Raw genomic sequence first — 17,905 nt, forward strand, 5'->3', positions numbered from 1 at the left:
CGTTCGCTCCCGTGTCCGCCTCCGGTTCCGGCTTTCGCCGGCATCGGCTGACTCAGGCATCCAGCGCCGGCTGACTCAGGCGTCCGCCTTCTGCGCGTACGTCCGGAGGAACAGCGCTTCGGCGACCGCCATGCGCTCCAACTCGCGCGGATCCACGCTCTCGTTGACGGCGTGGATCTGCGCCTCGGGCTCGCTCAGGCCGATGAGCAGCATCTCGGCCTGAGGGTAGAGCGAGGCGAGGGTGTTGCACAGGGGGATCGAACCGCCCAGGCCGACCGTCTGCATCTCCTGTCCGTCGTACGCCTCGCGCAGGGCAGCGCCCATCGCCGTGTACGCCGGGCTGGTGGTGTCGGCCCTGAACGGCTGGCCCTGGCCGACGACTTCGACGGCCACCCGCGCGTTCCACGGAACGTGCGCCTCCAGGTGCGCGATCAGCAGCTCTGTCGCCCTGGCCGTGTCCGTGCCCGGGGGTACGCGCAGGGAGACCGCCGCACGGGCCGATGCCTGTACCGAGGCGGTCGCGCCGACGACGGGCGGGGAGTCGATGCCGAGCACCGTGACGGCGGCGCGCGCCCACAGGCGGTCGGCGACGGTGCCGCCGCCGATCAGGTCCACGCCGTCCAAGACCTTCGCGTCGCGCCGGAAGTCATCCTCCGGGTACTGCAGCCCCTCCCAGTGCGCGTCCGGCTCCAGCCCCTCGATGACGGTGTTGCCCTCCGCGTCCCGCAGCGAGTCGAGCACGCGCACCAGCGCGGCCAGCGCGTCGGGAGCCGCACCGCCGAACTGCCCCGAGTGCAGGTTCCCTTCGAGGGTGTCGACCCGCACCCGCAGCAACGCCATGCCGCGCAGCGACGCGGTCACCGTAGGCAGGCCGCACTGGAAGTTGCCGGTGTCGCCGATCACGATGGTGTCGGCAGCGAGCAGCTCCGGGTGCGCCTCCGCGTACCGTTCCAGGCCGCCGGTGCCCTGCTCCTCGGAGCCCTCGACGATCACCTTGACCGAGACCGGGAGCCCGCCGTTCGCCTTCACGGCGCGCAGCGCGAGCAGGTGCATCACAAAGCCGCCCTTGCAGTCGGCAGCGCCGCGCCCGTACCAGCGGCCGTCCGGCCCCTCCGTCAGCTCGAACGGCGGGGTGTGCCAGGCGTCCTCGTTCAGCGGCGGCTGCACGTCGTAGTGCGCGTAGAGCAGCACGGTCGGCGCGCCCTCGGGGCCCGGGAGGTACCCGTAGACGGACTGGGTGCCGTCCGGCGTCTCCAGCGCGGCCACGTCCTCGAATCCCTCGGCGCGCAGGGCGTCCGCGACCCAGGCCGCCGCGCCCTCGCACTCGCTCTTCGGGAACTGCGCGGGGTCGGCGACCGAGCGGAACGCCACCAGTTCGGCCAGCTCGCCGCGGGCGCGCGGCATGAGCGAGGACACCGTGGTGGCAATACCGGACGGGCCGGGCGTAGCGGACGAACCAGTCTTGGCCGTCGGGTGGGACGGAGGCTGCTGCATGGGAACGCTCCTTGTGGGCGCGACGTTGGCACACGTGTACGGAGACATGTGTATCGCACATAGGCGGCCCCGTAGGATGCGGTGGACCATTCCGGAGCCGAGGCCGATCGGGAGCAGAAGTACATCGTGAGCAGCGAGAACGCAGCCGGGAACGGGGGTGTCGGCTCCGGTGGGGACACCGGAGCCGACGGAGCCGACGAGGTCGAAGGATCCGGGGAGGTCGAAGGATCCGAAGAAATCGGGGAGCAGAACCCGGTCTGGGACGTCGTCGTGGTCGGCGCGGGGCCTGGCGGCGCTTCGGCTGCCTACGCCGCCGCGGTCGCCGGGCGCAGAGTGCTGCTTCTGGAGAAGTCCGAGCTGCCCCGCTACAAGACCTGCGGCGGCGGCATCATCGGTCCGTCACGGGACTCCCTGCCACCGGGCTTCGAGTTGCCGCTGCGCGACCGCGTGCACGCGGTGACCTTCTCGCTGAACGGGAAGCTCACCCGCACCAGGCGCTCCCGCAACATGCTGTTCGGCCTGATCAACCGCCCCGAGTTCGACAACAGCCTCGTCGAGTACGCCGTCAAGGCGGGCGCCGAGGTGCGTACGGGCGTCACCGTCTCACGTGTCGAGCAGCACGGCCCCGCCGTGCCCGACCGCCGTACGGTCGCCGTCGTCCTCGCGGGTGAGGAACAGCCCGTGCTCGCCCGCGCCGTTGTCGGCGCCGACGGCAGCGCGAGCCGCATAGGCGCGCACGTCGGGGTGAAGATGGACCAGGTCGACCTCGGTCTGGAGGCGGAGATCCCGGTTCCGCCGAGCGTCGCCGAGGACTGGGCGGGCCGTGTACTCGTCGACTGGGGCCCCCTGCCAGGCAGTTACGGCTGGGTCTTCCCCAAGGGCGACACCCTCACCGTCGGCGTGATCTCGGCCCGGGGCGAGGGCGCGGCGACCAAGCGTTACCTCGACGACTTCATCGCGCGGCTCGGCCTCGCGGGCTTCGAGCCCCGTATCTCCTCAGGTCACCTGACCCGCTGCCGCACCGACGACTCCCCGCTCTCGCGCGGGCGCGTGCTGGTCTGCGGCGACGCCGCCGGGCTGCTGGAACCCTGGACGCGGGAGGGCATCTCCTTCGCCCTGCGCTCGGGCCGCCTCGCGGGGGAGTGGGCCGTACGGATCGCCGAGTCGCACGACGCGGTCGACGCGCGGCGCCAGGCACTCAACTACGCCTTCGCCGTCAAGGCAGGACTCGGCGTCGAGATGGGCATCGGGCGCAGGCTGCTGCGGATCTTCTCGCGGCGCCCCGGCCTCTTCCACGCCGCACTCACCGGCTTCCGCCCCGCCTGGAACGTGTTCGCACGCTTCACGCGCGGTGCGACCTCCCTCTCCGAGGTCGTCCGCGTCCACCCGGTCGCACGGCGCGCACTCGACACCCTCGACAAGCGCGAGGCCGAACGGGACGCGGAACGGGATGCCGCGGAGAGTACGGAGGGGGCGGACGGCGCGGATGGCGTGGACGGCGCCAAGACCGGAGCCGAGCGCCGCGCCGGGTCCAGGGACGGCGACACCGGTTCTGCCGACCCGTCCTCGTAGCCGCCGCTGATCCGCCTGTGAGTTGGCTGGTCCGCCTGTGCGTTGGGCGGCGTGCCTGCCTGTGCGTTGGCCTGCCCGCCCGTGCGTTGGGTGGCCTGCCCCCGGGCGTTGGCCTGCCCGTGCGCCGGGCGGTCCGCGCGCCGGTGACGCGGCAAGTCGGTCGGTGTGAGCGGGCGACGCATCAGTCGGTATAGGTGATGCGGAACACGGGGTGCCGGGGCGCGGCGGCGAGGAACTCCTCGTCCGTCGAGTCCGGCCTCACGCCCTTGAAGAACGTGCCGACCTCCCACTTCCACTTCTTCAGATAGGCCCGCAGGATCTCCGGGCGCTCCTTCTCCGGCACCTCGACCGCGGTGAAGCCGCGCCCGCGCTTGCCATGGAACAGCTCGCCCCCGCCCGCCACGCGCATGTTCCGCGTCCACTGGACGTGGCCGCGCGCCGAGACGAGGTAGACGGCGCCGCCGTGCGGGAGCGGGTTGACGGGCGTGCGCCGCCATTCGCCGCTCTTGCGTCCCCTGACCGCGAGCACACGTGAGCCGGACATGCTGATCCCACGCCGGGAGAGCCAGGCAACGGTGCGGTTGAGCACGTTGTTGGTGAACCAGCCAGGCCGCATCACGTGCTGCGCCGGGGGTGTAGGCGGGGTGGACGGTGCGGGAGTGGCCGACATGGTGACCTCCGATGGGTGGATAGGTGGGTGGGTGGGTGGATGGGTGAGGTGGGTGAGGTGGAGCGGGGCGGGGTGGGGTTAGGTAACGGTGGGTGCGCATGCGCTGCGGCATGCCGCCGTGTGCGGTGGTCCGGGTCGCGTGCGGTGGTCCGGAAGGTGTGCGGTGGTCCGCAACGTGCGCGGTGATGCGGGCCGAGTGCGGTGGTCCGCAACGTGTGCGGTGATCCAGGCCAAGTGCGGTGGTCCGGAACGTGTGCAGTGGCCCAGGCCGAGTGCAGTGGTGCGGACGGTGTGCGGTGATGCGGGCCGAGTGCAGTGATCCGCAACGTGTGCAGTGGTGCGAGTGGTGCGCGGTGCTCTTGATTGTGAGCAGTGCTCTCGCTCGCTCTCAGGAAGTGTTGCACTGGCGCCGCTGCATAGCAAGAGCACTGCTCTCGAAATGAGAGCAGTGCTCTCTGATCGGGGCGCTGCTCCCCTGATCGGGCACTGCTCACTTCGTTGGCCGCTGCTCACGCGGGTGCGAGACCACTGCCCACAAGGGCGCCCACTGCTCACGAGGCCGAGCACCGCTCACCTCGCCGGCCACTGCTCATCTCGCCGGCCACCGCTCTCCTCACCGGCCACTGCTCACCTCGCCGGCCACCGCTCTCCGCGCTGGTCAGTGTGCTGCAGGAGAGCGGCGAACTGTTCTGAGATCACCGCTCTCAAACCAGGCCACTGCTCTCGTTGTTGGTCAGTGCTCTGAAATGCTGGCACACTGCTCTCCATGACCAGCAAGATCCAGGGGGCGAGGGAACGCGCCCGCAGCGAGATCATCTCGGCGATCAAGTCCGAGGCCCGGCGGCAGCTCGCGGCCGAGGGTGCGGCGCGCCTCTCGTTGCGCGCGGTGGCCCGCGAGTTGGGCATGGTCTCCTCGGCGCTCTACCGCTACTTCCCCAGCCGCGACGACCTCCTCACGGCTCTGATCACCGACGCCTACGACATGGTCGGCGGCGCGGCCGAGGAGGCGCTCGCCGCTGCCGAGTCCGTCGCCGACTCACACCTCGCGCGCTGGCAGGCCGTGTGCCGTGCGGTACGGGCATGGGCGCTGGCGCATCCGCACGAGTACGCGTTGATCTACGGTTCGCCGGTGCCGGGGTACGCGGCGCCCCCGTCGACGACGGCTCCGGCGTCGCGGGTCGGCCTCGCGCTCATCGCCGTGGCCCGCGACGCGTACGCCACCGGCGCACTTCAGGAGCCCGCACGGGGCTGGGCGGCGCCCGAGGCCGCGCAGCGGGACGCCGCACAGCTGATGGAGAGGCTCGGCGTGCGGTTGCCCGCGCCGGTCGCCGCTGAACTGATCGCTGCCTGGGCGCAGTTGTTCGGGCTGGTGAGCTTCGAGCTGTTCGGCCAGTTCAGCAACGTCGTCAGTGCGCGTGACGCCTTCTTCGAGCACGCGGCCACCCGTCTTGCCGACCAGGTGGGGCTGGGTGCCGGGTCGGGTGTACTGCGCCGGGAGTAGCCGTGATCACCGCGCTCGGCTGACGCCGCGGCCGACGGGCAGGGCTAGCGTGGGCGGCGTGACAAGTACGCGGCACCCCTCTCCCGGCCCCCCGGGCCGTCCCCCCTGGGGGCCGCCCGGCAGGCGCTGGCTCGCGCGTCCGCCCGCGCAGCGCGCGCTTCCGTGGGTGTCCTCCCTGGTCGTCCTCGTCTTCCAGCACGTGGGTTCGGGGTTTGCCTCGCATGGTCAGCTGGGCGACCGGCTTCCGCTCGACGGTTACGCGCGGGCGCTGCTGACGGCGGGGCCGCTGCTGCTGCTCGTACGGCAGCGTTATCCGCGTACGGCCGTCTTCGGTACCGCGGTGATTGCGCTGGGGTACTTGGTGGCCGGGTATCCGTACGGTCCTGTGCTGGTCAGTGTCGCGGTCGCCGGGTTCTCGGCCATCGCCGCCGGGCACAGACACGTGACCTGGGGCGGGCTCGGTGGCATGTGGGCGGGGCATCTGCTGCTCGTCCACGTGCTGTACCGGTGGTTGCCGCCCGAGGGGGACGGGCCGAGCGAGTGGGGCCAGGACCTGGTCATGCTCGCGTGGATGGTGGCCGTGTGCAGTGCGGCCGAACTCGCCCGGGTACGCAGGGCGGAGCGGGCCAGATGGTTGCGCGAGGCCGAGGAGGCGGAGCAGCGCCGGGCCGACGAGGAGCGGCTACGGATCGCGCGCGAACTGCACGACGTGCTCGCGCACTCCATCTCCGTCATCAATGTGCAGGCGGGCGTCGGTCTCGCGCTCCTCGACTCCGACCGCGACCAGGCCCGTACCGCGCTCACGACCATCAAGGCGGCGAGCAAGGAGGCGCTGGGCGAGGTACGGCAGGTGCTCGACACCCTGCGCGCACCCGGCGACGCGCCACGCACACCCGCGCCGGGGCTCGACCGCCTCCCCGAACTGACCGAACAGGCCGCGGCTGCGGGGCTTCAGGTGACGGCGGCGACCGAGGGCAAGGCGGCACCGCTGCCTCCCGGCGTCGACCTCGCGGCCTTCCGCATCATCCAGGAAGCGCTCACCAACGTCGTACGGCACTCCGGCTCGCGCACGGCGCGGGTACGGGTGGTGCACGGCGCCGGCGGTCTGGAGCTGTACGTCGACGACGAGGGCCCCGCGACCGGCGACGGGCCCAGCGGCGGAGGCAACGGGCTCGTAGGGATGCGCGAGCGCGCCGCGGCGTTCGGCGGCAGCGTCGAGGCGGGCCCGCGCGGCGACGGCGGCTTCCGTGTGCGCGCCACCATCCCCCTACGCCCCATCGCCGGTCCCGGACCCGGCTCCGATCCCGCTCCCGGCCCCGGCTCTGGCCCTGGCCTCAACTCCGGCTCGGGACCCGTCCCCAACTCCGGTTCGGAGTCCGGCTCATGTCTGGGTTCCGGCCTCAACTCGGGTTCGGATCCTGGTCCGGGCTCCGACTCCGGCGCCGGTCCAAAACCCACCCCCGGGCCGTCGCTACAGTGACCGCCGCCGTTGTGGCCGCGTCAGGGCCGCTGAAGGAGACACTGTGATCCGCGTACTGCTCGCCGACGACCAGGTACTCGTGCGCGCGGGGTTCCGCGCGCTGCTCGACGCGCAGCCCGACATCGAGGTCACGGGTGAGGCCGCTGACGGGGAGCAGGCGGTCACGCTGGTGCGTGAACTCGCCCCCGATCTCGTGCTCATGGACATCCGGATGCCCGTGGTCGACGGCCTCGACGCCACGCGGCGCATCACCTCCGACGCCGCACTCGAAGGGGTGAGGGTGGTCATGCTGACCACCTTCGAGCTCGATGAGTACGTCTTCGAGGCGATCCGTTCCGGTGCGTCCGGGTTCCTGGTCAAGGACACCGAACCCGATGAACTGGTCCGCGCCGTACGGGCCGTTGTCGACGGGGACGCGCTGCTCTCGCCTGGCGTGACCCGGCGGCTCATCGAGGAGTTCGCCGCCCGCTCCAAGGAACCCACCGGGCTTGCGGGGCTCAGCGAACTGACCGAGCGGGAGCGGGAGGTGATGGCGCTCGTCGGGATCGGGCTCTCCAACGAGGAGATCGCCCGGCGGCTCGTCGTCTCCCCGCTCACCGCGAAGACCCATGTGAGCCGGACGATGGTCAAGCTCGGCGCACGCGACCGTGCCCAACTGGTCGTCCTCGCCTACGAGTCGGGCCTGGTCCGCCCCGGTTGGCTCGGCTAGGACTTGCCCGGTCGGCCCGGTCGGCCCGGTCGGCCCGGTCGGCCCGGTCGGCCCGGTCGGCCCGGTCGGCCCGGTCGGCCCGGTCGGCCCGGTCGGCCCGGTCGGCCCGGTCGCTCGTGCTCCTGCCCGCTGGCTCGGGTCCATGTCCGGGTCCATGTCCGGGTCCGGGGCCGGGGCCGGGTCCCGGTCGGGGCCCGCGGGCGTAGGGCGGACGTGCCGCGTGGGAGCGGCGGACGGGCGCCGTCTCCGCGGTGGTGTGCACGGGACTACCTGTCGTGCTTGCGGCGTACGTAGAGCTGTTTGCGTACGCGGGCCACGGTGGTGCCGTCGGCCATGGTGACGGTGGACTCGAACCAGGGGAGGGCCTTGGAACCGTCGGCGGTCGCGGAGCGGATCTCCGCGATCCTGTCCTCGTCGAGGTGGAACTCCGTGAAGACGTCGCCCCTGCCCGGAGCGACGTATTCGATCTCCCCGGCCTTGTCCCAGACGATGTAGTCGCGGCCGAGGCGGTTGACGAGCAGTAGCACCCAGAAGGGGTCGCTCATGGAGTAGAGCGAGCCGCCGAACTGGGTGCCGAAGTAGTTGCGGTTGAAGCGGCCGAGGCGAAGGCGGACGCGTGCGCTGCTCCAGTCCTCGGCGATGTGGAGGACCCGGATGCCGGCGAAGCGGTACGGCGGCCACCAGGCCATGGCGCGGAGCAGCCCCTTGGGCGTGCGGAGCGTTGTTGCCATGGCCCGGAAGCTACCATGTTTATTACCCGTGGGTAACCTACTCGCGGAGAAAGCGTTCCAGCACGGACGTCAGCTCGGCCGGTGCGTCCTCCTGTGCCAAGTGACCGGCGCCGGGGAGCACATGGAGCAGCGCTCCGGGGATCATGTCCGCCAGCTGGTGCGCGCGGTCCACGGGGATCCAGCGGTCGTCGTCGCCCCAGCAGACGAGGACGGGCATCGCCAGCTCCCCGTAGCGTCCCTCGATCTCGTCGGTCCACCGCTGGTCGTTCTGCGCGATCTGGCGGTAGAAGGCGGGCTGTCCGTGCTTTCCCAGCCAGGGTTCGGCCAGCCGGTCGACCACGCCCTCGCGCAGTCCGGGACCGCCGACGGAGGACACGTACTCGCGTACGAGCGCGCGGTGCAGGTCGGCGGGCAGCTCGCTGAAGACGTCGGCGTTCCCGCCCAGCAGCCGGTAGGTGGGCGAGCCCCAGGGGGCCAGGGCGACGACGTCCACGAGTGCGAGCCTGTCGTATGCGGCGCCGTGCAGCAGATGCGCCCGCAGCGCCACGGCGCCACCGAAGTCGTGCGCCAGGACCGCCGGCCGCTCCAGGCCCCAGTGCTCCAGCAACTCGGCGAACAGCCGGCCCTGCGCAGCCAGCGAGACGTCCTGCCCCTCGTACTTCGCCGAGGCGCCGTAACCGGGCATGTCCCATACGTGGACGTGGTGTTCGGCGGCGAGGGCGCGCGCGACACCGCGCCAGGTGTAGGAGGACCAGGGCGTGCCGTGCAGCAGGACGACGGGCGGCTGCCCGGGGTCACCGAGCGTGGCCCAGTGCACGGTTCCGTGAGTGCTTTCGTAGGTGCGGTCCAGGGTCCATACGTCGTTCATGCGTCCACTCTGCGGAGGGAGTGCCCGCCGTACCACTGGCTGGAGTGACAGCAAACGATGGATTCTGGCCAGGGGCGAGTGGGGGAGGCATGGGCGAGGCTCCCCGTGTGCGGTGTGCGGTGTGCGGTGTGCGGTGTGCGGTGTGCGGTGTGCGGTGTGCGGTGTGCGGTGTGCGGTGGGGGACGGTGGAGGTTCCTACGACTCCAGCTCGGCCTTCAGCCTGCCGAGCGCCTCTCGCCAGAACGCCTTGTGGTGCTCGACGGCCTCCGTGTCAGGCAGCTTGCCGTGCGAGAGGGAGATCTGGGTCCTGGTCTCGGACTTGGGGGTGAGGAAGACCGAGATCCTGCCGCCCGCGCCGTCCTCGCCCCAGTCGGCCGACAGGGTCCTGCCGGGGCGTCCGCTCCGTACGGTGAACCCGGCGCCGGGCAGCCAGCGTTCCCGTATGTCCGACGAGGTGAAGGCTTCGCTCACGCGCTCGGCCGACGCGCCGACGGTCTTGCTCGCCGTGGACTTGAAGTCGCCGTCGGACTGCTGTCCTGGCGCGCGCATACCGCGCTCGCGCTGGTAGCCGACGGCGATGGACTGCGCGTGCCAGCCGTTGACGCCGTGTTCCTCGCGCAGGTGGGTGGCGATCTGCGTATGGCTCCGCCGCCCGGCACCCCAGGCGTCGAGCAGCGCGAACCAGCCGTCCCAGTCACGCGAGGTCGCAGCGCGCAGCGCCTCGTCCGACACTTTCCTGATGTCTTCGGACCCCGTGTTCATGGCTCCGACCGTATACGGGACCCGCGGCGCGCTGACGGGCTGAGGGCGCCCCGCCGAGGGGGAGGGCGGCGCTCACGGCCGGCCTCCCCCTGGGGGATCAGCCCTTTTCGGGGAGTACGGCGTGCCGGGACGCCCAGGCGGTGAGGGAGGCGAAGGCGGCGAGTACGGCGACCGTCAGCATCGCGGTCGTCAGCGAGAACCAGTCGGCGAGGAAGCCGATGGCGACCGGGCCGAGCAGGATGCCGCCGTAGCCGAACGTGGAGGCCGCGGCGACACCGCCGGGACCGGCGAGGTCTCCCGCTCTGCCGATGGCGATGGGGAAGACGTTCGCCAGGCCGAGCCCCGTGAGCACGAAGCCGGCCAGCGCCAGCCATACCGAGGGCGCGAGGGAGCCCAGCAGCATCCCGGCGCAGCCGAGCGCGCCGCCGGCGATGAGGACCCGGCCTGGTCCGAGCCGTTCGACCAGTGTCGTGCCGGACAACCGGCCGATGGTCATCGCGCCGGCGAACACCGAGTATCCGGCGGCGGCCACACCCGCGCTCGCGCCGAGGTCGTCGGTCAGGTGCAGCGCGCTCCAGTCGGCCAGCGCGCCTTCCCCGTACGCGGTGCACAGGGCGATCAGGCCGAGCACGGCGACCAGTTGGCGTGCCCTGCCCGTGGGTACGGCCTCGCCCTCCCGGTGCCCTGTGCGCGGGGCAGGGCGCAGGTCGTAGCGGAGCAGCGGCCTGGCTGCGAGCGCGGCGACCGCCAGCCCCGCGAGCGTGAGCAGCAGCAGGTGGCGGGTGGGGGAGAGGTGCCCGGCGAGGAGGCCGCCCAGCCCGGCGCCGAGCATGCCGCCGAGGCTGAACGCGGCGTGGAAGCCGGGCATCACGGGGCGGCGCAGCGCGGCGATGAGGTCGACGGCCGCGCTGTTGAGTGCGACGCTCATCCCTCCGTACGCGGCGCCGAAGACCAGCAGGACGAGTCCCAGCGCGAGCGCGGAGTGGGTGAGCGGCGGCAGTGCGACGCTCAGCGGCAGCAGGAATCCCGAGGCGAGGACGACAGGTTGGTTGCCGAAGCGGGCGCACAGGCGCCCGGTCAGCATCATCGTGGCGACGGCTCCGGCCGAGACCCCGAGGAGTGCGAGGCCGAGCGCGCTGGCCGAGGCTCCGGTCTGTTCCTTGACGGCGGGGATACGGACGACCCATCCGGCGAAGATGAAGCCGTCGAGCGCGAAGAACGTGGTGAGTGCGGCGCGGAAACGGCGCAGGTCCGGGGGAGGGGGAGCGGCTGGTGTCCGGCTGCCGCGCCCCTTCGCGCCGGCGAGCGCCGACCGTATTTTGTTTAGTGTCGGCACAAAGAGAGAATAGGGCCGTGACCCAGACACGTACAACAAGGCTGGAGAGAGGGCGTTCGGCGCTCGGTCCCGCACTGGAGCTCGTGCACACGGGGCAGGCGCCCACCCGCGCCGTGCTCACCGCCGAGCTGGGCGTGACCCGTGCGACCGCGGGAGCGGTGGCCGCCGAACTGGAGACCCTCGGACTCATCACCGTCGACGCCCACCCCACGGCGCCCGTCGGTACCCAGGGACGTCCCTCGCACCGGCTCGCCGTCAACCCCTCGGGACCCGTGGTGCTGGCAGCGCAGGTGCACGCGGACGGTTACCGCGCCGCGCTCGTCGGGCTCGGCGGGCGCATCGTCGCCACGGCACCAGGATGCGGCACCGTGGACGCCGACCCGGCGCAGGTGATCAGCGAAGTGGTGGGCGCCGGCGCCGAGTTGCTGCGGGGAACGGGGCGCCGCTGCGTCGGCGCCGGGCTCGCCGTGCCCTCGGCCGTGGCCGAGCCGGAGGGAACGGCGCTCAACCCGCTGCACCTCGCGTGGGAGGCGGGCGCACCCGTGCTCGACACCTTCCGCGACTGCCTCGCGGGCGCCGGTGTACCCGGCCCCTCGGGTGCCCCGCCCGTCACCGGGTTCGCGGCCAACGACCTCAACGCCGCGGCCCTCGCCGAGCACCGCCACGGTGCCGGACGCGGGGCACGCCACCTCCTCGTCGTCGGTACGGGGCACCACGGTGTGGGCGGCGCGCTGGTGCTCGACGGGCGCCTGCACACCGGGAGTTCGGGGCTCGCCATGGAGGTGGGCCACCTGACGATCGAACCGGGGGGCCGCCCGTGCCACTGCGGCAGCCGCGGCTGCCTCGACGTCGAGACCGACCCCTCGGCGCTGCTCGCGGCGGCGGGGCGCGAACCCGGCCCCGAAGCCTCGCTCCTGCGGCAGGCCGAGGACCTCATCCGCGACGAGTACGGCACGGACCCCGCCGTGCGCGAGGCCACCGGGCTCCTCATCGACCGACTCGGCCTCGGCCTCGCCGGGCTCGTCAACATCCTCAACCCCGACCGCGTCGTCCTGGCCGGGCTCCACCGCGCCCTGGTGGAGGCCGACGGCGAACGGCTGCGCGGCGTCGTGGCCGACCGCAGCCTGTGGGGGCGCAGCGGCAGCGTGCCCGTACTCCCCAGCACCCTCTCCCACAGCTCGCTGGTCGGCGCCGCCGAACTCGCCTGGCAGCCGGTGCTCGACGACCCTCTCGGGACACTCGGCGGCTGACGGGTGAGTGGCCCGCCGCGGCGGGCCACTGGGATGATGGAGGCATGCATATCAGAGTGGGTGGCCGCGACGAACTCGCGGTTCTCCAGGAAATCGAGCGGGCGGCGGGACGCTGGTTCCGGGACGTGGGGATGGAGGAGATAGCGGAGGACGACCCGCCGTCTCTGGAGACACTGCGCGGTTACGAGCGGACCGGCGGTCTGTGGGTCGTCACTCCGGGCACGGAGGACGGCGGGGACACCCGGGACACTCGGGACGCCGGAGGTGCGGGGGAAGCCGAGGGTGCCGGGGCTGCGGGGGAAGCCCGAGTGGGGGCGGCGGGGGAGCCCGTCGCGTACGCCCTCGTGGAAGCGGTCGACGACTGTCTGCACATCGAGCAGATCTCGGTGCACCCCGACAGCGCCCGGCGCGGCATCGGCCGGGCCCTCATCGAGCACCTCGCCGCACGGGCGCGCACCGTGGGGGCGCCGGGGCTGACCCTCACCACGTTCGCCGAGGTGCCGTGGAACGCGCCGTACTACGAGCGCCTCGGCTTCCGCGGCCTCGCCGACCACGAACTCACCCCGGGGCTGCGGGAGATCAGGCGAGCGGAGAAGGAGCACGGCCTCGACCGGTGGCCCCGCGTGTGCATGCGCCGCGACGTGTGAGCGCGCGGGCCGGGGCCCGCGGTTTCCTCGTCAAGGACATCGAACCCGCCGACCTCCCGCACGCCGTCCGTACCGCCGCACGCGGTGACGCGCTGCTGTCGCCCTCCCTCACGCGCGAGCTGGTCGGCGAGGCGTCTCCCGCACCCTCGATGCCACGGGCGCCGCCGTCGTCGCCTGTGAGCCGGCCTCGTGGTGGCCCGCAACTGAGCACGCGGGCGGTACGGACGAAGCCCCCGCGCGGACACGCGCAAGGACCTCAGCAGGACCGCGCGGAACCCCCCTCGACACCTCACCGGCACCTCACCGGCACCCCGGCCGGGACCCCGCGGAGCAGCGCCAGGACGCCCGCGTACTCCCTCCGGGGTAGCCGTAGTGCCGCTGGCCGTACGACGACCGGGGCACCCCCTGGCGGCCACTCTCGGTAGTGACACAGCGCACCGCTACCGAGGAGATGAGAACCGTGGAAACACTGGCGCAATGGCACAACGGCGGGGGCCCCGGACCCTGGGTCCTGTTCTTTCCGCTCATCTGGGCCGCCGTCATCGGCGGCGGGATCTATGTGCTGCGCCGCACCGTGTGGCGAGGCCGGGGCGCAGGCCCCGGAGGGCGCGGGCCGCGCGGGCCCTGGGGGCCGCCGCAGGCGGGTAGCCGGCCGGGGCAGGGCCCGCCGCAGGGCGCGGAGACGCCGCTCGGTCTCCTGGACCGCCGCTTCGCGAAGGGCGAGATCGACGAGGACGAGTACTGGCGGCGCTACTCCGTGCTGAACGAGAGCGTGCGGGAACGTTATGACGGCACCGGCGACTCAGCGGACGGCGCCCGATGAGCGGCACGTCCGCAGCCCGTGTCACCGCTGCCGTGAAGGTCTACGGCAGCGGTGACACGGAGGTACGCGCACTGGACGGTGTCACCCTCGGCTTCACGGCGGGGCGGTTCACCGCGATCATGGGCCCCTCCGGGTCCGGCAAGTCGACCCTGATGCACTGTGCGGCGGGGCTCGACACCCTCACCTCTGGCGAGGCCCACATCGGCGGAACCGAACTGGGCTCGCTGGGCGACAAGAAGCTCACGCTGCTGCGCCGCGAGCGGGTCGGGTTCGTCTTCCAGGCGTTCAACCTGCTGCCGACCCTCACCGTCGCGGAGAACATCACCCTCCCGCAGGACCTCGCCGGGGGCAGCCCCGACCGGGAGTGGACCGACGCGCTCATCGACGTCGTCGGGCTCCGCGACCGGCTGCACCACAGGCCGGCCGAACTCTCCGGCGGCCAGCAGCAACGCGTCGCCGTGGCCCGCGCTTTCGCCGGCCGGCCCGAGGTCGTCTTCGCTGACGAGCCCACAGGCAACCTCGACTCGCGTTCGGGAGAAGAGGTGCTCGGGCTGCTCGGCCGCGCGGTACGGCAGATGGGCCGTACGGTCGTGATGGTCACCCACGACCCGGTCGCGGCAGCACACGCCGACGAGGTGGTCTTCCTCGCCGACGGACGCCTCGCCGGGCGCATGGAGGAGCCCACAGCGGAGCGCGTACTGGACCGGCTCAAGTCCTACGACCGTGCGGGGGCCGTCACATGAGTGCCGACGGCAGCGCCCGCACGGCGCTGCGGATCAGCTTCGCCTCGCTGCGCACCCACAAGCGCCGCTTCGCCGGGACGTTCTCCGCCGTACTGCTCGGCGTCTCCTTCCTCGCGGGCACGCTCGTCATGGGCGACACGCTCCGCGCGAGCTTCGACTCGATGTTCGGCAACGCGACCAGCGGCACCGACGCCGTCGTGCGCAGCGAGAGCGCCATCACCACCTCCGACGACGCCATGGGCACCCGCAGCCCGCTGCGGGTGGACAAGAGCCTCAAGGCCGTACGGGCAACCGAGGGCGTCGCAGCCACCGAGCCCAGCGTCGAGGGCTCGGGCCAGCTCGTCGGCTCGGACGGTGAGCCCGTGGGAGGCGAGGGCCCGCCCACCACGGCGGGCAACTGGATCGCCGACTCCCGCCTCAACCCGTACGAGTTGGCCGAGGGCCACGCGCCCCGCGCGCACGGTGAAGTCGTCATCAACAGGGGCGCGGCCGAGACCGGGAAGCTCAAGGTCGGCGACACCATCACCCTGCGTACGCCGGACCCGCTCAAGGTGCGGATCGTCGGACTCGCCACCTTCGGCGGCGAGGACGGCATGGCGGAGACCACGTTCACCGGCATGACCCGCGCCGACGCGGAGAAGTACCTCATGCCCGAGACCGGCATGGCCGCCTCCCTGCGTGTACGCGCCGACGACGGCGTCAGCCAGCAACAGCTCGCCGACCGGCTGGAGCCCGCGCTGCCCGGCGGCGTCGAGGCCATCACGGGTGACCAGGCGGCGGACGAGAACCTGGAGAACCTCTCGGGACAGTTCCTGACCCTCTTCACCAGCCTGCTGCTGGTGTTCTCCGGGGTCGCGCTGCTCGTCGCGATCTTCTCGATCCACAACACCTTCGCGATCGTCGTGGCCCAGCGCACCCGTGAGAACGCCCTCCTGCGCGCACTGGGCGCCTCACGGCGGCAGGTGCTCGGGACGACGCTCACCGAGGCGACCGTCGTCGGCGCCGTCGCCTCGGCCGTGGGACTCGGCGTGGGAATCGGTATCGCGGCGGGGCTCCAGGCGCTCTTCCCGGCGATCGGGTTCCCGTTCCCCGAGGGCTCGTTGGTGATCAGCTCCCTGTCCATGCTGCTGCCGCTCGCCGTCGGCGTCGTGGTGTGCCTCGCCTCCGCGCTGCTGCCCGCCGTACGCGCGGGACGAACGGCACCGCTGGCGGCGCTGCGTGAGACGGCGGCCGAGACCACCCGCGTCTCGCGGGCCCGCGCCCTCACCGGCGTACTGCTGGGTGCGGGGGGCATCGCGCTCGCCGCCGTGGGCGCCGCATCCGGCACCAGGTCGGTGCCGCTGACCGCCACGGGAGCCGTCGCCGTACTCGCGGCGTTCATCGTGCTGGGGCCTGTAGCCTCCTCGTTCGCCGTACGGGTGCTGGGTGCGCCCGTGGCAACGGCACGGGGGCTCACCGGCGTACTCGCCCGGCGCAACGCGCTGCGCAGCCCCAAGCGCACGGCCGCCACCGCGACAGCTCTGATGATCGGCGTCGCCGTGGTCTCGCTCTTCACGGTCTTCGCCTCCTCGCTGAAGGCCACCATGGACGAGACCGTGGCCCGTAACTTCGCGGGCGACGTCGCCGTCAGCACACCGGGCTTCGGCGGGGGCGGCAGCGGCCTGAGTCCGCGTCTCGGCCCCGCCGTGCAGAAGCTGCCCGAGGTCGAGACGTCGCTCGGGCTCGGCCAGGGCGTGGCCCGGATCGACGGCACGGGCCAGGAGCTGACCGTCACCGATCCCGCGAAGCTCCCCCGCGTGATGAACCTGGGCAAGGTCGACGGCTCCCTCGCACGCCTCGGCGGCGACGGCATCGCCGTCTCCGGGACCAGGGCGCAGGAGCACGGCTGGAAGCCGGGCTCGACGGCCAGGCTCGCCTTCACCGACGGCAAGGAGAAGACGTTCACCGTCCGCGCCGTCTTCGAGACGGGCGAGCTGACAGGCGACTACGTCGTCACCCACGAGGCATGGGACCCGCACCGCTCCCAGAACGCCGACCGCCTGCTGTCCGTCGCCTTCAAGGAGGGCGTCTCCCAGGAGAAGGGGGAGGCGGCCGTCGCCGCGGTCGCCGAGCGCTACGGCAAGCCCGATGTGCAGACCCGCGAGGAGTACGCGCAGTCAGCCGCAGGTGGCATCGACATGATGCTCACGCTCGTCTACGCGCTGCTGGCCCTCGCCGTGCTCATCGCGCTGCTCGGCATCGCCAACACGCTCACCCTCGCCCTCCACGAGCGCACCCGCGAACTCGGCCTGCTGCGCTCCGTCGGGCAGACCAGGGCGCAGCTGCGGGCGATGGTCCGCTGGGAGTCCGTGCTCATCGCCGCCTTCGGTACGGCGGGCGGTCTTGGCCTGGGCGGCTTCCTCGGCTGGGCGCTGGTCAGGGCGACCGACAGCAGGGGGATGAGCGTCCTCAACCTGCCGCCGCTCCAGCTCACCGTCGTCGCCCTCGTGGGCGTCGCCGCCGGGCTCGCGGCAGGCTGGCGACCCGCACGCAGGGCAGCGAGGCTGGACCTGCTGCGGGCGATCGCCACCGAATGACACCACGGCGCGCGCCGGCCTGCCGGCAGCGCGCGCCGTGGCCTCGCCCAGCCGTTGCCCGTGGTCAGACGGCCGACGAAGCATGAGGCTGCCGCTCCTGGGGAGCGGCAGCCGTCGTCTCTCCGGCCGTGCACGGCGCGCTCACCTCGGGTGCGGGCGCCGTGCGGTGGCGTGGAGCCGAGAAGACGGCGGGCAGCGAGAACCAGACGGTCTTGCCCGAACCGTCGTGCTGCGCCCGCATCCCCCAGCTGTCGCTGACGGCCGCGACCAGCGCGAGGCCGCGTCCGCTCGTCGCCATCCTGTCCTCGGGCCGCGAACGCACGCTGGGCAGCCGGGGATCGTGATCGTGCACCGAGACCGTCAATCTGTCCCAGACGAAGGCGAGCTCGACCGTGCAGTGCTTGTCACCGCAGCCCTCGGGGCTGTTGGCGTGCCGGTGCACATTGGCCAGCAGTTCCGTGACACCGAGCGCCGCGGCGTCGATGAGGGGGTCGAGGCGCCAGTACCGCAGCTGCGCCGAGATGATTCTGCGAACCTGTCCGATCCGCGAGGGCAGCGCCTGGAACTCCACGGCGCAGTGCCTTCCCGGCATGGTGTTGATGCTCGTGCTGCTCGGTGGACTGATCACGGCTGTGACTCCCTGACGAGGGCCTGCCCGGAGGGCGGGGAGCGGATCACATGTGACGTACGCGACAGTTCCAGCATGAGAGCGGTCGAGCGGCGCGGCAAACGCGGGACGGGCC

The 17,905-nt window shown here is 72.4% G+C and carries 16 protein-coding genes and 1 pseudogene; 10 read left to right on the forward strand and 7 right to left on the reverse strand.

The window, feature by feature from the left end; genetic code table 11:
- Positions 1–75: 75 nt before the first annotated feature.
- Positions 76–1,494: a dipeptidase gene (locus tag NMN56_RS05205; RefSeq protein ID WP_274039186.1), complete on the reverse strand. Its 1,419-nt coding sequence runs from the start codon at positions 1,492–1,494 to the stop codon at positions 76–78.
- 237 nt (positions 1,495–1,731) lie between these two features.
- On the opposite strand from NMN56_RS05205, the gene NMN56_RS05210 reads away from it, so the two are divergent.
- Positions 1,732–3,066, forward strand: coding sequence for a geranylgeranyl reductase family protein (locus NMN56_RS05210; RefSeq protein ID WP_274039372.1), 1,335 nt, complete (start codon positions 1,732–1,734; stop codon positions 3,064–3,066).
- A gap of 181 nt (positions 3,067–3,247) precedes the next feature.
- Here NMN56_RS05210 and NMN56_RS05215 read toward each other — a convergent pair whose 3' ends face one another.
- Positions 3,248–3,736, reverse strand: coding sequence for a nitroreductase family deazaflavin-dependent oxidoreductase (locus tag NMN56_RS05215; protein ID WP_274039187.1), 489 nt, complete (start codon positions 3,734–3,736; stop codon positions 3,248–3,250).
- Positions 3,737–4,502: 766 nt separating this feature from the next.
- On the opposite strand from NMN56_RS05215, the gene NMN56_RS05220 reads away from it, so the two are divergent.
- From NMN56_RS05220 to NMN56_RS05230, 3 genes are read left to right on the forward strand one after another with little or no spacing between them, the layout of a single operon-like run.
- Positions 4,503–5,237 carry a TetR/AcrR family transcriptional regulator gene (locus tag NMN56_RS05220; RefSeq protein ID WP_274039188.1) on the forward strand — a complete coding sequence of 245 codons (735 nt, stop codon included), beginning with the start codon at positions 4,503–4,505 and terminating at the stop codon, positions 5,235–5,237.
- A 58-nt stretch (positions 5,238–5,295) separates the two neighbouring features.
- Positions 5,296–6,717 (forward strand): sensor histidine kinase, encoded by a 1,422-nt coding sequence (locus NMN56_RS05225; RefSeq protein WP_274039189.1) that lies wholly within the window; start codon positions 5,296–5,298, stop codon positions 6,715–6,717.
- A gap of 43 nt (positions 6,718–6,760) precedes the next feature.
- Positions 6,761–7,426 (forward strand): response regulator, encoded by a 666-nt coding sequence (locus NMN56_RS05230; RefSeq protein WP_274039190.1) that lies wholly within the window; start codon positions 6,761–6,763, stop codon positions 7,424–7,426.
- A gap of 266 nt (positions 7,427–7,692) precedes the next feature.
- Here NMN56_RS05230 and NMN56_RS05235 read toward each other — a convergent pair whose 3' ends face one another.
- From NMN56_RS05235 to NMN56_RS05250, 4 genes are all read right to left on the reverse strand, one after another.
- Positions 7,693–8,157, reverse strand: a complete 465-nt coding sequence (locus NMN56_RS05235) for a DUF4442 domain-containing protein (RefSeq protein WP_274039191.1) — start codon at positions 8,155–8,157, stop codon at positions 7,693–7,695.
- 37 nt (positions 8,158–8,194) lie between these two features.
- Entirely contained in the window at positions 8,195–9,025 is an 831-nt protein-coding gene (locus NMN56_RS05240; protein ID WP_274039192.1) for an alpha/beta fold hydrolase, read from the reverse strand.
- 195 nt (positions 9,026–9,220) lie between these two features.
- A complete protein-coding gene (locus NMN56_RS05245; RefSeq protein ID WP_274039193.1) occupies positions 9,221–9,787 on the reverse strand; it encodes a hypothetical protein in 567 nt (188 codons plus the stop codon).
- A gap of 97 nt (positions 9,788–9,884) precedes the next feature.
- Positions 9,885–11,123, reverse strand: coding sequence for an MFS transporter (locus NMN56_RS05250; protein ID WP_274039194.1), 1,239 nt, complete (start codon positions 11,121–11,123; stop codon positions 9,885–9,887).
- Between the two features lie 17 nt (positions 11,124–11,140).
- Between NMN56_RS05250 and NMN56_RS05255 the strand changes: the two genes are divergently transcribed.
- The 6 genes and pseudogenes from NMN56_RS05255 (at position 11,141) to NMN56_RS05280 (ending at position 17,162) form a co-directional block, all read left to right on the forward strand.
- A complete protein-coding gene (locus NMN56_RS05255) occupies positions 11,141–12,373 on the forward strand; it encodes an ROK family protein (protein ID WP_274039195.1) in 1,233 nt (410 codons plus the stop codon).
- A gap of 44 nt (positions 12,374–12,417) precedes the next feature.
- The gene (locus NMN56_RS05260; RefSeq protein WP_274039196.1) at positions 12,418–13,020 is read left to right on the forward strand and encodes a GNAT family N-acetyltransferase; all 603 of its coding nucleotides are present in this window, start codon (positions 12,418–12,420) and stop codon (positions 13,018–13,020) included.
- Positions 13,021–13,025: 5 nt separating this feature from the next.
- Positions 13,026–13,143 (forward strand): annotated as a pseudogene (locus NMN56_RS05265) (DNA-binding response regulator); the annotation flags it as partial.
- A gap of 337 nt (positions 13,144–13,480) precedes the next feature.
- Positions 13,481–13,843, forward strand: coding sequence for an SHOCT domain-containing protein (locus NMN56_RS05270; protein WP_274039197.1), 363 nt, complete (start codon positions 13,481–13,483; stop codon positions 13,841–13,843).
- A complete protein-coding gene (locus NMN56_RS05275; RefSeq protein ID WP_274039198.1) occupies positions 13,840–14,586 on the forward strand; it encodes an ABC transporter ATP-binding protein in 747 nt (248 codons plus the stop codon). The genes NMN56_RS05270 and NMN56_RS05275 overlap by 4 nt, the downstream gene beginning before the upstream one ends.
- The gene (locus NMN56_RS05280) at positions 14,583–17,162 is read left to right on the forward strand and encodes an ABC transporter permease (protein ID WP_274039199.1); all 2,580 of its coding nucleotides are present in this window, start codon (positions 14,583–14,585) and stop codon (positions 17,160–17,162) included. Before NMN56_RS05275 ends, NMN56_RS05280 begins: the two co-directional genes overlap by 4 nt.
- A 64-nt stretch (positions 17,163–17,226) precedes the next feature.
- On the opposite strand, the gene NMN56_RS05285 is transcribed toward NMN56_RS05280, so the two are convergent.
- The gene (locus NMN56_RS05285; protein WP_274039373.1) at positions 17,227–17,763 is read right to left on the reverse strand and encodes an ATP-binding protein; all 537 of its coding nucleotides are present in this window, start codon (positions 17,761–17,763) and stop codon (positions 17,227–17,229) included.
- Positions 17,764–17,905 lie beyond the last annotated feature (142 nt).

The sequence above is a fragment of the Streptomyces iconiensis genome (assembly GCF_028657195.3).
Lineage (GTDB): Bacteria > Actinomycetota > Actinomycetes > Streptomycetales > Streptomycetaceae > Streptomyces > Streptomyces iconiensis.

Excerpts from the sequence above, each read along its gene's own strand:
- NMN56_RS05205 (WP_274039186.1), bottom strand. The coding sequence starts at position 1,494 with ATGCAGCAGCCTCCGTCCCACCCGACGGCCAAGACTGGTTCGTCCGCT.
- NMN56_RS05215 (WP_274039187.1), bottom strand. The coding sequence starts at position 3,736 with ATGTCGGCCACTCCCGCACCGTCCACCCCGCCTACACCCCCGGCGCAG.
- NMN56_RS05220 (WP_274039188.1), top strand. The coding sequence starts at position 4,503 with ATGACCAGCAAGATCCAGGGGGCGAGGGAACGCGCCCGCAGCGAGATC.
- NMN56_RS05235 (WP_274039191.1), bottom strand. The coding sequence starts at position 8,157 with ATGGCAACAACGCTCCGCACGCCCAAGGGGCTGCTCCGCGCCATGGCC.
- NMN56_RS05240 (WP_274039192.1), bottom strand. The coding sequence starts at position 9,025 with ATGAACGACGTATGGACCCTGGACCGCACCTACGAAAGCACTCACGGA.
- NMN56_RS05245 (WP_274039193.1), bottom strand. The coding sequence starts at position 9,787 with ATGAACACGGGGTCCGAAGACATCAGGAAAGTGTCGGACGAGGCGCTG.
- NMN56_RS05260 (WP_274039196.1), top strand. The coding sequence starts at position 12,418 with ATGCATATCAGAGTGGGTGGCCGCGACGAACTCGCGGTTCTCCAGGAA.
- NMN56_RS05275 (WP_274039198.1), top strand. The coding sequence starts at position 13,840 with ATGAGCGGCACGTCCGCAGCCCGTGTCACCGCTGCCGTGAAGGTCTAC.
- NMN56_RS05280 (WP_274039199.1), top strand. The coding sequence starts at position 14,583 with ATGAGTGCCGACGGCAGCGCCCGCACGGCGCTGCGGATCAGCTTCGCC.